We start from the raw sequence: 12,440 nt of genomic DNA, 5'->3' as shown, positions 1-12,440 counted from the left end.
GTAAATTTTCCCTTTTCTAACCTTTTAAGCGAGATTAACAAGTTCTCTAGCATATAACATGCCAAATAATCATAATATTAAATCTCCTCATACTATCTTACCCAAAACAGAATCTTTCTATCTTCCACATTGATGCATCAGATCATCTACATCAAAAATATGGTTTGCCAGCGCTGTATAATGGCAGTAAAGCAGGTATTAACTGCTTTAGAAATCGTACCTAATCATGTAGACATGGGTGAAATTGAGCTCAAAGAGCCACTTACCGCATCTGAGCTAGATAAATTAGCTAAAGCATTGCTCCCAATTGGCTTTGAACTACTCGATAATCAAAAACAGCAGCTTATCGAAAAATTAAAGTCTTCCCTCATTCAAAAAGTACAATCAGGGGACATAGAAGAGCATTTCAGCATTAGCGAGTATCTAAGTAGCATGCTTCTCAAAGAATACAGTTCTATATCAAAACTATTTTCTCAGGTAGAAGGCATTACAATTGAACAATTCTTCATTCAGCAAAAAGTAGAGAAAGTCAAAGAGTTACTAATCTATGGAGAACTGACCCTGAATGAGATATCATACCAACTTGGTTATAGCAGTGTGGCTCATTTATCTGCACAGTTTAAAAAAGTAACAGGATTCACCCCTTCTGCCTTTAAAAAGAATGGCGGTACTAGAAAATCTTTAGATCAGCTCTAGCAAATAAGTATAAGTCTTTCCCATCATAGTATAATAACCAGTTAGACAGCACAACTGAGCTTTGTCTAAAAATAAATTCTATGACACATACTTATCAAATCACTGGAATGACCTGTGCTTCTTGTGAAGCAAAAGTGCGGAGTAGCCTGCTTCTTATACCAGATCTTACCGAGGTCATCGTTTCAAGGGAAAACCAAACAGCAATCATCACAATGGAAAAGCACATCCCGCTACACCAATTACAAAATTCCTTAGATAACAAGTATACCATCAGTGCCCTACACCACATTGAATCAGTTGAGCGGACCAAAAGCTGGTCATCAACCTACAAACCTGTTTTACTGATCTTTGCTTATTTATTAGGCATAACATTGATTATTGAATGGAACAATCCAGTTTTCTCCTCAATGCGACTCATGAACAATTTCATGGGTGGCTTTTTTCTGATTTTCTCATTTTTTAAAATTTTAAATCTAAAAGGATTTGCTGAAAGCTATAGTATGTATGATGTACTAGCGAAAAAATGGAATAATTGGGCTTATGTATATGCTTTTATTGAACTAATACTAGGCATCTGCTTTATCAGTGGTTTCCAACCTTTCATCACCAATGCAGTTACATTAATTGTCATGAGCCTAAGCATTATTGGCGTTTTACAAACTGTACTTAACAAAAGAAAAATCCAATGTGCCTGCCTTGGAGATGTTTTTAACTTGCCTATGAGTACAATCACCATCATAGAAGATGGGCTGATGATTTTGATGAGCGGAGTAATGATAATGAGCATACCAAGTTGATAACCAACACTTTTACCATTTACCAATTTCCACGCTAACACACTCTGAAAAAATAAGCCTATTTTTGCTTTGGTAGTCATGAAAAAGATTCTGGTAGCCATATTAGCCTTTTTTTACCTTGCCACCTCTACAGGTGCTACGGTACATATGCATTATTGTATGGGCAAACTGGCAAACAGCAGCTTGATGCATGACGATGATGCAACCTGCAGCAAATGCGGCATGAAGAAGGACAATGAGAAAAGTAATGGCTGCTGCAAGGACGAACAAAAGTTTATCAAGAACGATAAAGACCAAAAAAACGTCACTTCAATAGTCTTTCTGTTCAACTTAGTTATTCAGGACTGTACAAATACAGCAATTCCCTTAGTCAACATAGCCTCTCAACCGCTAATAGAGGAATACCCGGTTAGTAATGCGCCTCCTCGAACGGGCAAAACAGCCATCTACATTCAAAAACGCACTTTCCTGATTTAATAGAACGCTCTGTTTCTAATAACCAGACATTACCTGTCGGGCTATTGGCACTTGTGCACGCTTCTCTAAACATTTTTTCATTTCTAAAATCAATAAAATGAACACAATCAAATTACTGCTCATAGCAGTATGTACCACTTTTTCAATCTCAGTAATCGGACAGGACAAAACCGAATCATTTAAGGTTTATGGTAACTGCGGTATGTGTAAAAAACGCGTTGAAACAGCTGCAAAGCTGGATGGTGTCAGCAGTGCTGTTTGGGATGTTGATACTAAAATGATGACCGTAACATATAAAGAATCTACAACTAATAAAGAGGCCATACAAAAGAAAATTGCATCAGTTGGACACGATACAGAATTGTTTTCCGCAGACGATAAAGTATATAAAAAGTTACCAGGATGCTGCTTATATGAAAGAAAACCCTCAGCACCAATCAATTAATCTACTTAAGTTCTAAATTATGAAACTGTCAAGATTTATTCTTCTTATTGCAGTAGTCATTTTTGCATCATGCAATAACGCTCAAGAAGCGAGCCATGAAGGTCAGCATACGAGTACACCAAATTCCGACTCAGTTAAGCATGCCAGCACTGATCAAACTACAGAAATCAAATCCATAAATGTTGTATTCAAAAATGTGGATGCAAAAGCTGCAGAGACAATCAAGCAAATGGTTGACAACTACCTTCAAATGAAAGATGCATTAGCAGCAGACAAGGCGACTGATGCGGCCACTGCTGCAAAAAAGCTAGCGTCAAGTGTAGCATCTCTCGATCAATCACTGTTAACTGCAGAGCAAAAAAAGGTTTTCGACCAATATGAAGCCGATTTGAATGAGCATGCCGAGCATATTGGCAAAAATGGCGACAATATTGAACACCAAAGAAGTCATTTTATCCAGCTCAGTGAAGTGATGTACGATTTAGTAAAAAATTTTGGTGCTGGCAGACCACTCTATCATGATCATTGCCCAATGGCAAGAGATAACCAAGGTGCTATGTGGTTAAGCGAAGTAAAGGAGATCAAAAACCCATATTTCGGTGCAGCAATGTTTACCTGTGGCCAAGTACAGGAAGTAATTCAATAAAGACCAAACAATAATCATGGTTCAAAAATTGATTGAACTGGCCTTACGCAACAGGCTTATTGTACTGCTTCTGGCGGCAGGCCTGTTTGCGTATGGGCTATACTCTGTTCAGCAAAATCCCATAGACGCCATTCCTGATGTAAGCGAGAATCAAGTAATTGTATTTACAGAATGGATGGGGAGAAGTCCGCAAGTAATCGAAGACCAAGTAACCTATCCCTTAGTAAGTAATTTACAAGGCATCCCAAAGATTAAAAATATACGAGGCTCTTCAATGTTCGGAATGAGTTTTGTGTATGTGATTTTCGAAGACAATGTAGACATCTATTGGGCAAGAACCAGGGTTTTGGAACGCTTAAATTTTGCTCAGCGCCTACTGCCACAAGGTGTTACACCCGCGCTTGGACCTGATGGCACTGGCGTTGGTCATATTTACTGGTACCATCTTGATGCACCAAAATTAGACTTGGGTGAACAAAGAGCCTTACAAGATTGGTATATCAAATTCGCGCTACAAACTGTTCCGGGAGTAGCCGAAGTAGCCTCATTTGGTGGATTTGAAAAACAGTACCAGTTGGTTATAGATCCTGTAAAACTCCAGTATTATAACATCTCCCTCATGGATGTGATGAATAAAGTAAGAGCGAACAACAATGATGTGGGGGGCAGAAAGTTTGAAATGGCCGACATGGCATATATCATACGCGGCTTAGGTTATATCAAGAGTAAAGAAGATGTAGAGAATATTGCACTAAATAATTACAACGGTATTCCTGTACGCGTAAAAGATATCGGCTCGGTACAAATGGGTGGCGATTTGCGCCTTGGTATTTTTGATATGGATGGCAAGGGTGAAGTAGTTGGCGGTATTGTTGTAATGCGCTACAATGAAAATGCCAATAAAGTTATTGAATCAGTTAAAGCTAAAATGAAAGAAGTTGAAAAGGGCTTACCTGATGGCGTAACTTTTAAAACTTCGTATGACAGAAGTACACTTATCCAGGAAGCCATTGATTCTGTAAAAGGTACATTAATCGAGGAAATGATTGCCGTTTCCTTAATTGTGCTCATTTTCTTATTTCACTGGCGTAGTGCATTAATTATCTTAATACAGCTCCCAATATCTGTTGCAGCAGGCTTTATTTTTCTTGAACTATTTGGTATCTCATCAAATATCATGTCCCTAACCGGTATCGCTTTGGCAATAGGCGTAGTAGTTGATGATGGTATTGTGATGGTAGAAAACGCCTACCGGCATATCAGTGAAGCACAGATAGATAAGATTCAATCACCTGATAAAGACTAATTATGCTTAACTGGCTCAAAAAAAATAAAGACCCGCTGACACCCGCTGAAAGGGATAGCATCATTGAAAAGTCATCTAAGCAGGTAGGCCCTGGTGTATTTTATTCAACCATCATCGTTATCGCATCATTCCTGCCTGTCTTTTTATTGACGGGAATGGAGGGCAAGCTTTTTCATCCCCTGGCATGGACCAAAACATTCATCTTACTTATTGATGCATTCCTTGCCATAACACTCACTCCTGTGTTGATTGCGCTTTTCTTAAAAGGAAGGCTAAAGCCAGAAAATGCTAACCCAATCACAAGAACCCTAGAAAAAATATATACACCCATCCTGAAATGGTGTTTAAAATGGCGTAAGACCACAATTACTATCAATATCATTGCATTGGTAACAGGTGTTGTTATGATGACTCGCCTAGGCTCAGAATTTATGCCTCCCCTCGACGAAGGCTCATTGCTGTTTATGCCGGTTACACTGCCTGATGTTTCCAATGCGGAGGCAAAGAGACTATTACAAGTTCAAGATAAATTGATTAGAAGTGTTCCTGAAGTTGAGCATGTTTTAGGAAAAGCCGGCAGAGCCAATACAGCTACAGATAACTCTCCCATCAGTATGATTGAAACCATCATACTGCTAAAGCCGAAAGCTCAATGGCGGGAAGGCATGACAAAAGACGCCATCATTAATGAGCTGAACTCAAAAATGCAGATTCCAGGCGTTACCAATGGCTGGACTCAGCCAATTATCAATAGAATCAATATGCTGTCAACCGGTATTCGTACGGATGTTGGCGTAAAAGTGTATGGTCAAAATCTAGACAGCATTTATGCTTTTGCCAGAACCATCAAAAAACAACTTGAAGGAATTGAAGGCATAAAGGACTTGTATGTAGAACCAATTACTGGTGGGAAGTATATAGATATAGCTGTGAAAAGGGAAGAAATTGGTCGCTACGGATTAAGTGTTGATGACGTAAATACAGTTATTGAAAGTGCGTTAGGAGGAATGAAACTCACAACTACTATTGAAGGGCGTCAGCGTTTTTCGGTTAACGCGAGATATGGGCAAGATTTCCGAAACAACCTAGAAGCGCTTAAACGTTTACAAGTACAAACAATGAATTTTGGCCCTATCCCTTTAGAAGCAGTGGCAGATATTCAGCTGAGCGATGGCCCTCCTATGATTAATTCAGAAAATGCCATGCTCAGAGGTACAGTTTTATTCAATGTACGCGAAAGAGACTTAGGCAGTACCGTACAAGAGGCGCAACAAAAACTGAATCAGATGATAACCAAATTACCCAAGGGATATTTTCTGGAATGGAGTGGTCAATGGGAAAATCAGATTCGAGCCAACAGAACACTGAAAATGATTCTCCCAATAGTCGTTATCATCATTTTCTTGGTATTATACTTCACCTACCATTCCTTTAAAGAGGCACTCATAACAATGATAACAGTGCCGTTTGCGCTCATTGGCGGAATTTTTATGGTCTACTTTTACGGCATCAACTTATCAGTTGCAGTAGCTGTAGGTTTTATTGCCCTATTTGGTATGGCAATAGAAACAGCCATGCTAATGACTATTTATCTAAATGAAGCCATGCAAAACATGGTTGCCAAGCATGGCAATAGTAAGACTACACTTACGCCAGCTATTATCAGAGACTATGTAATAGAAGGATCAGCGAAGAGACTGAGGCCTAAACTGATGACAGTTTCTGTTGGCCTATTCGGTTTAATCCCTATTCTCTGGGCAACCGGTGTAGGAAGTGATATTATGCGCCCTATTACCATTCCACTGATTGGTGGAACAATATCTTCTACGATATATGTATTACTCATCACCCCTGTGATTTTTGAAATGATAAAAGAAAGAGAATTGAAACGCAGCGGTAAAATCGAAATAATAGATGTCAAAGAATAAATTACTCTTCACAAGTCTTGTGCTTGCTTTATCACTTGGCGCAAGTGCACAAAAGCTATCTATTCATTCCATAATAGATAGTATCAGGCATTCACATCCGGTTATTAAAATGTATGACAATGAAATACGTGCAATGGATGAAGCAGCAGAAGGCGCCAGAAGTTGGATGGCCCCGCAAATTGGTTTTGGTCAGTTTATGACACCATATGATGTGCGGCTATGGCATCGAGAAGGTGATATACCAGGTATGGGTTCAGTAATGTTTTCAGGAGAACAGATGTTTCCCAATCGGAAAAAGCTTGACGCAGATGAACGCTACATGAAAGCCATGTCTTCAGTAGAAAAAGAAAAAAAGAATGCTGGCTTGAATGAATTAATTCATGATGCTAAACTGCTTTACTATGAATGGATAATCCTAAAAAAGAAGCTGATCATATTGTCTGAAAATGAAAAATTTCTGGATTTCATGATACAGAATGCTTCATTGAGGTATAAAAATGGGTTAGAGAAAATCAGCGCTTATTATAAAGCACAGGCGGCATTAGGTGAAGTCAAAAATATGCAATACATGTTTGAGAATGATATTCATGACAAACAAATACGCTTAAATACACTAATGGGCAGAAATGCAATGTTGCACTTTGATATTGAAGACAATTATCAATTAAATGATTACGCTAACACTACTTTCGACAGCTCTCTACTGTACACAAACAGAAGCGACTTAAAATCTTTGGATAAAGAGATACAACTTACAAAGCTTAAGCAAGAAACGGAACTAGCAGCACTTAAGCCACAATTTGGTATTCGATATGATAATATGATTGGATTTGGTGGCCAACCCTTACAGTATACAATCATGGGTATGGTAAGAATTCCTATGGCCAAATGGTCTTCAAAGATGAATAAGGCGAATATGGAGAGTCTGAAATGGAAAGCGCAAGCCATTCAATCGAAAAAGGAAATGATGGTAAATGAATATAGCGGTATGGCTTATGGCATGAGGAATGAATTACAACTGAAAAAGAAACAGATTAAACTGTATGAAGAAAATATCATACCAGCATTGAAAAAAAATTATCAAACCATGCAACTTGGCTATGAGCAAAATACTGAAGAATTATTTATGCTTTATGATGCATGGGAAACACTCAACATGAAGCAACTAGAATATTTAGAACTTTTAAACCAAGCCCTGAAAATTCAAGTAACCATTGAGAGAATTATTGAAAAAAAATAACCATTTATGCACAGAAAAAACTTTATTAAATTATCAGGGCTTAGTGTTGGAGCGCTAGTAGTAAATGGCTCAATAACTAGTTTTATATTAAGTTGCATAGGTTGTAGAAAAGACAGCCATATCGGGCTAATTACAAAGCCTGTAATGGTATCAGAAGGCAATTTTTCAACATTACTTTCATTTCCAGCTCAGGCAGGGGCGATTCATACACTTACGGCGCAGTCAACAACTACAAATCTTAAGGGGAAAACCATTCCTGTTTTAGGCTATCAACCCAACAGCCTACTCGGTCCAACATTCAGAGTAAATAACGGCAATACAGTAAACATTCTTTTACAAAACAATTTATCTGAACAAACAAATATTCACTGGCATGGCTTAAAAATACCAGCTCTGATGGATGGCCATCCCGAGCAGCTAGCAAATGCTGGTGGACTATTTCGCTATCAGTATACTGTTAACCAAAGAGCGGGCTTATGCTGGTATCATCCACACCCACACGAAAAAACAGGCAAACAGGTATTTCAAGGGTTGGCTGGCTTATTTATTATAAACGACATTGAAGAAGCATCATTAAATCTTCCATCAGGTCAATACGAAATACCCTTAATAATACAGGATAAAAGAATAATTAATAACAGTATTACTTATAACCCATCTATGGAAGAAGTAATGGCTGGCTATATGGGTGAATCAATTATAGTCAATGGCGTTTACTCGCCCTATACTGAAGTTGCAACTCGCTATTATCGCTTACGTATTCTCAACGGTTCCAATGCAAGAATGTATAATCTTTCATTCAGTAATAATGCAGATATGATACTCATTGGAAACGACGGAGGCTTATTAAAAAATCCAATTACTCTAAAAGAAATTTTAATAGCGCCAGGCGAAAGACTAGATGTACTGATAAACTTCAGTGGGGCAGCGATTGGTACCGAAATATTTTTAGTAAGTAAAGAGTTCGCTCATGGTGGTAATGCACAGGGCAAACAATATTTTAGGATTCTAAAATTCAAGGTCACTTCAGCTGCTACAGATTCTTTCATCGTTCCATCAAATCTTTCAAACCTCAATATCATATCCGCTTCTTCAGCTGTTAAAATAAGAACATTTGATATCTCAAATGCAATGGAACATCATGGATATCCTATGAACAATGGAATGCAAATGCGCCACCGCATAAACGGTAAATTATTTGACAGTAATCGTATTGATGAAAATATTATAGCCAACACCAATGAAGTATGGATTTTCGACAATAGTAAAGGCGATGAACCACATCCTATGCACCTTCATGGAGTATTCTTCCAAGTCCTCGACAGAACTGGCGGAAGGGGAAGCAAGATTGCTTCAGAAAATGGATGGAAAGATACTGTCCTTGTTATGCCAGGCGAAATTGTGAAAATATTGGTCCCATTTGAAAAAAATACAGGAAGATTTGTATTTCATTGTCACAATCTAGAACACGAAGACGATGGCATGATGCTACAATATCAATTGAGTTAATAAGAGCTACAATGAAGAAAATATACTTAGTCAATATACTTACAATCATTGCAATACTAATTTCCTGCACTGATAATAAAGATTCACAAGCTGCACATCAGCTAACAACAAAAAAGGAAACGTATACCTGTCCTATGCCGGAGGACTCCGTATTTAGCGATAAACCGGGAAAATGTCCTAAATGCGGCATGCAACTTATGCTTATGGAGGCGGATAGTCACCAACACAATCCAGAAGCATATACCTGTCCCATGCCGGAGGACTCCGTATTTAGCGACAAACCAGGGAAATGTCCAAAGTGTGGAATGGACTTAGTGAAAAATGAAATGAATACTGAAAATCTAGAGGAAATAGCGTTAGGCTCTTTACTTAAGCCTACAAATGAGTTAGTTATTTCATCTATCCCGGTAACAACTATTGAAAAAAGGGGCGAACAAATTGAGATTGAAGCATTGGGCAATATTATGTACGATACCAGGCAGGTGGGTAATATATCAGCAAGAGTATCAGGTAGGATTGAAAAACTCTATGTTCGATACAGGTACCAGAAAATAAGCAAAGGGCAGAAAATTGCAGATATCTATAGTCCAGAATTACTGACAGCCCAACAAAATTTGCTCTTCTTACTTAAGAATGATCCCGATAACACAGGGTTTATAGAAGCTGCTAAGGAAAAACTCTTGCTTCTTGGCATGGAAAATACACAACTACAAACAATCATACAAACAGGAAAGCCAATACTTACCATTACTGTTTATAGTAATTATAGCGGTCATATTCATGAAGCTAATAATGGGGCTCAAATGAACCCAAGAGTAGACGGCATGAAAGATATTGCTTTACTAACAGAAGAACTTTCTTTAAAAGAGGGAATGTATCTACAAAAAGGACAATCAATTCTTACAGTCTACAATCCTAATAAAGCTTGGGCATTGCTGAATATTTACGGTGATAATCAATCGCTGATACAGATAGGTAACAAGGTGAGAATTGTACCAGAAACAGCACCCCAGAAGGATTTTAGAGCTACAATCGATTTTATTGAACCCTTTTATCAAAAGAACAGTAAGACACTTACAGTAAGAGTCTATTTTGATAATAGCAATCTAAACATACCCATTGGAAGTCAGGTAAAAGCTGCCATATTCGGGAATTCAAAAAAAGCATTCTGGCTACCTAAAGAAGCTGTGCTTTCACTTGGGATAGATAAGGTTGTATTCCAAAAGACAGATGATGGCTTTAAAGCGACAAAAATCACTACTGGCATAACGCATGAAAAACACATACAGATTATACAAGGCATTACTGAAAAAGACTCAGTTGCTATGAATGCGCACTATCTAATGGATAGTGAGAGCTTTATCAAAATAAAACAATAGTATGCGATATATAACCTCATTCATATTAAGTCTGATTTTACTACTATCCTGTACTACTAAAAAGGATACACCTAAAAATTCAGACACTTATTATACTTGCTCCATGGATCCTCAGGTTGTAGAATATCAACCCGGGAAATGCCCCATTTGCAAGATGGACTTAACGCCTGTCAAGAAAAAGAAGGGCGAAAAAAATGATGAAATCCAACTAAGTGATCAACAAATTCAATTAGGAAATATCCAAACAGCAGCTATTCAATCAGGCACAATCGGAGATCGGCTGATTCTAACGGGTACTATAAATTTTGATCAAAGTAAAACCACCTCTATTAGCGCAAGGATCATGGGTAGAATTGAAAAATTATATTTTAAAAATCTTGGCGACTATGTACAGAGTGAAGCTCCTTTATTTGATTTATACAGCGAAGAGCTGAATAATGCAAAACAAGAGTATCTCTTGGCACTGGATAAAAAACGAAAGTTCTCTTCAAATGCTTCAATCGATTTTGATCAACTAATTCAGAGTGCTAAAAACAAATTAATACTTTGGGGTATGTCAGAAGAGAGTATTAAAGAGTTAGCCACAACCAAGAAAGCCTCCCAAGTAACTACCTTTTATAGTAAAGCAAATGGATACATAACTGAACTAGCAGTGAAAGAAGGTGATTATGTCATGGAAGGAGGGCTTATTGTTACACTAGCTGATCTTTCTACTTTATGGGTAGAAGCACAAGTATATACTTCTCAGATGGCTCAAGTGAATAGCAATAGTGCCGCAACTGTTCAAATCCCCGATTTGGATAACACAGAAATTATGGGCCGCATTGAGTTTGTAAACCCAGAAATCAACCCCGATACAAGAATCAACTTAATCAGAATAACCATACCTAATTCTGGAAAAAGGTTGAAACCAGGTATGCCGGCTTACGTACTTCTGAAAAGCCCAAAAAGACAAACATTAACGCTGCCAATTGATGCAGTCATCAGAGATAGTAAGGGTGCAACTGTTTGGATACAGACCAAAAAGAATACTTTTAAAAATATTATGGTACAGACGGGTTTAGAGAGCAATGATCTGATTGAAATAAAGTCTGGACTTAAGGAAGGAGATATCGTCGTACTATCCGGCGCATATCTCTTAAACAGCGAATACATATTCAAAAAAGGTGCAGATCCTATGGCAGGACATCAACATTAATTTAATTAATCGATAATACATCACAATGAAATCAAGATTTAAACTTTTACTTATCGGATTTTTGGTTGTCTCTCTTTACCAAGTCACTTTCGCACAAAAAGCAGAGGAAGTTTGCTATAATCCTAGTCTAATTAAGGATACAACCAAAAAGAGTATCAAGTCAATGGCATTTTACATCATTGATAAGGATAGCATCAAGATAAAATATCACTCACCCGGAGTTCGTAAAAGAATCATTTGGGGAGGCCTCGTTCCATTTGATGAGGTATGGGTAACAGGCGCCCATGATGCAACACTACTTGAAATGCCCAAAGCCTTTATCGTCAATGGAAAAAAAATAGCTGCCGGTAAATATGCCTTTTTTACAATACCAGGAGAAAAAGAATGGATACTCATCATTAATAAAAATTGGCAGCAACATCTTGCTTCTGCTTATGATGAGAAGGAGGATATCATACGATTAAAAGTAAAACCACTGAGCGTACCTCACACAGAAAGATTACAATACACAATTGAAATGCCTAATCAAAAAATAGGCAAAATCAGTATTGCATGGGAAAAGAAAAAAGTAGAACTCCCCTTCTCAATAAGTCAATAAGCAAATGAGTAAAAGCAAACAATACTATATACGAAAAGCACACCGTTGGCTAGGGGTGCTTTTGGGTATTCAATTCATATTTTGGACTGTTGGTGGCATTTATTTCAGCTGGTCGAATATGGACGAAATTCATGGTGATTTTCAAAAATCAGCAGCACCACTAATCTCATCAGATACTCCACTTGTAAGTCCAAGCCTAGTGATGTAAAATCTATATCCAA

Annotated in this window: 13 protein-coding genes; all 13 read left to right on the top strand. The window is 37.8% G+C overall.

From position 1 onward, the window contains the following. The first annotated feature begins 159 nt into the window (after window positions 1-159). The 13 genes from J0L83_13905 to J0L83_13845 all read left to right on the top strand — a co-directional run bounded on the left by J0L83_13905 (window position 160) and on the right by J0L83_13845 (window position 12,427). On the top strand, window positions 160-696 hold the full coding sequence (locus J0L83_13905) for a helix-turn-helix transcriptional regulator (protein MBN8665670.1): 537 nt from the start codon (window positions 160-162) through the stop codon (window positions 694-696). 80 nt (window positions 697-776) lie between these two features. Next, window positions 777-1,493, top strand: coding sequence for a cation transporter (locus J0L83_13900; GenBank protein MBN8665669.1), 717 nt, complete (start codon window positions 777-779; stop codon window positions 1,491-1,493). Between the two features lie 78 nt (window positions 1,494-1,571). Next, entirely contained in the window at window positions 1,572-1,970 is a 399-nt protein-coding gene (locus J0L83_13895) for a hypothetical protein (GenBank protein MBN8665668.1), read from the top strand. Window positions 1,971-2,067: 97 nt separating this feature from the next. Then, window positions 2,068-2,415: a heavy-metal-associated domain-containing protein gene (locus J0L83_13890; protein MBN8665667.1), complete on the top strand. Its 348-nt coding sequence runs from the start codon at window positions 2,068-2,070 to the stop codon at window positions 2,413-2,415. 19 nt (window positions 2,416-2,434) lie between these two features. Further along, window positions 2,435-3,061, top strand: a complete 627-nt coding sequence (locus J0L83_13885; protein ID MBN8665666.1) for a DUF3347 domain-containing protein — start codon at window positions 2,435-2,437, stop codon at window positions 3,059-3,061. A 16-nt stretch (window positions 3,062-3,077) separates the two neighbouring features. Beyond that, a complete protein-coding gene (locus tag J0L83_13880; GenBank protein ID MBN8665665.1) occupies window positions 3,078-4,367 on the top strand; it encodes an efflux RND transporter permease subunit in 1,290 nt (429 codons plus the stop codon). Between the two features lie 2 nt (window positions 4,368-4,369). Further along, the gene (locus J0L83_13875; protein MBN8665664.1) at window positions 4,370-6,295 is read left to right on the top strand and encodes an efflux RND transporter permease subunit; all 1,926 of its coding nucleotides are present in this window, start codon (window positions 4,370-4,372) and stop codon (window positions 6,293-6,295) included. After that, window positions 6,282-7,535, top strand: a complete 1,254-nt coding sequence (locus J0L83_13870) for a TolC family protein (GenBank protein ID MBN8665663.1) — start codon at window positions 6,282-6,284, stop codon at window positions 7,533-7,535. Before J0L83_13875 ends, J0L83_13870 begins: the two co-directional genes overlap by 14 nt. 6 nt (window positions 7,536-7,541) lie before the next feature. After that, the gene (locus J0L83_13865; protein MBN8665662.1) at window positions 7,542-9,044 is read left to right on the top strand and encodes a multicopper oxidase domain-containing protein; all 1,503 of its coding nucleotides are present in this window, start codon (window positions 7,542-7,544) and stop codon (window positions 9,042-9,044) included. 251 nt (window positions 9,045-9,295) lie between these two features. Continuing rightward, window positions 9,296-10,423: an efflux RND transporter periplasmic adaptor subunit gene (locus tag J0L83_13860; protein MBN8665661.1), complete on the top strand. Its 1,128-nt coding sequence runs from the start codon at window positions 9,296-9,298 to the stop codon at window positions 10,421-10,423. Between the two features lies 1 nt (window position 10,424). Further along, window positions 10,425-11,621, top strand: a complete 1,197-nt coding sequence (locus tag J0L83_13855; GenBank protein ID MBN8665660.1) for an efflux RND transporter periplasmic adaptor subunit — start codon at window positions 10,425-10,427, stop codon at window positions 11,619-11,621. 25 nt (window positions 11,622-11,646) lie between these two features. After that, the gene (locus J0L83_13850; GenBank protein ID MBN8665659.1) at window positions 11,647-12,219 is read left to right on the top strand and encodes a DUF2911 domain-containing protein; all 573 of its coding nucleotides are present in this window, start codon (window positions 11,647-11,649) and stop codon (window positions 12,217-12,219) included. A 4-nt stretch (window positions 12,220-12,223) separates the two neighbouring features. Then, on the top strand, window positions 12,224-12,427 hold the full coding sequence (locus J0L83_13845; protein ID MBN8665658.1) for a hypothetical protein: 204 nt from the start codon (window positions 12,224-12,226) through the stop codon (window positions 12,425-12,427). Window positions 12,428-12,440 lie beyond the last annotated feature (13 nt).

Source organism: Chitinophagales bacterium, assembly GCA_017303835.1.
Lineage (GTDB): Bacteria > Bacteroidota > Bacteroidia > Chitinophagales > Chitinophagaceae > JAFLBI01.
This window is presented reverse-complemented; position numbering and strand designations above follow the sequence as displayed.

What these genes read in the sequence shown, in the direction of transcription:
- J0L83_13855 (MBN8665660.1), top strand. Translation starts at nt 10,425, where the DNA reads ATGCGATATATAACCTCATTCATATTAAGTCTGATTTTACTACTATCC.
- J0L83_13850 (MBN8665659.1), top strand. Translation starts at nt 11,647, where the DNA reads ATGAAATCAAGATTTAAACTTTTACTTATCGGATTTTTGGTTGTCTCT.
- J0L83_13900 (MBN8665669.1), top strand. Translation starts at nt 777, where the DNA reads ATGACACATACTTATCAAATCACTGGAATGACCTGTGCTTCTTGTGAA.
- J0L83_13845 (MBN8665658.1), top strand. Translation starts at nt 12,224, where the DNA reads ATGAGTAAAAGCAAACAATACTATATACGAAAAGCACACCGTTGGCTA.
- J0L83_13885 (MBN8665666.1), top strand. Translation starts at nt 2,435, where the DNA reads ATGAAACTGTCAAGATTTATTCTTCTTATTGCAGTAGTCATTTTTGCA.
- J0L83_13870 (MBN8665663.1), top strand. Translation starts at nt 6,282, where the DNA reads ATGTCAAAGAATAAATTACTCTTCACAAGTCTTGTGCTTGCTTTATCA.
- J0L83_13875 (MBN8665664.1), top strand. Translation starts at nt 4,370, where the DNA reads ATGCTTAACTGGCTCAAAAAAAATAAAGACCCGCTGACACCCGCTGAA.
- J0L83_13895 (MBN8665668.1), top strand. Translation starts at nt 1,572, where the DNA reads ATGAAAAAGATTCTGGTAGCCATATTAGCCTTTTTTTACCTTGCCACC.
- J0L83_13860 (MBN8665661.1), top strand. Translation starts at nt 9,296, where the DNA reads ATGCCGGAGGACTCCGTATTTAGCGACAAACCAGGGAAATGTCCAAAG.
- J0L83_13865 (MBN8665662.1), top strand. Translation starts at nt 7,542, where the DNA reads ATGCACAGAAAAAACTTTATTAAATTATCAGGGCTTAGTGTTGGAGCG.
- J0L83_13890 (MBN8665667.1), top strand. Translation starts at nt 2,068, where the DNA reads ATGAACACAATCAAATTACTGCTCATAGCAGTATGTACCACTTTTTCA.
- J0L83_13880 (MBN8665665.1), top strand. Translation starts at nt 3,078, where the DNA reads ATGGTTCAAAAATTGATTGAACTGGCCTTACGCAACAGGCTTATTGTA.
- J0L83_13905 (MBN8665670.1), top strand. Translation starts at nt 160, where the DNA reads ATGGTTTGCCAGCGCTGTATAATGGCAGTAAAGCAGGTATTAACTGCT.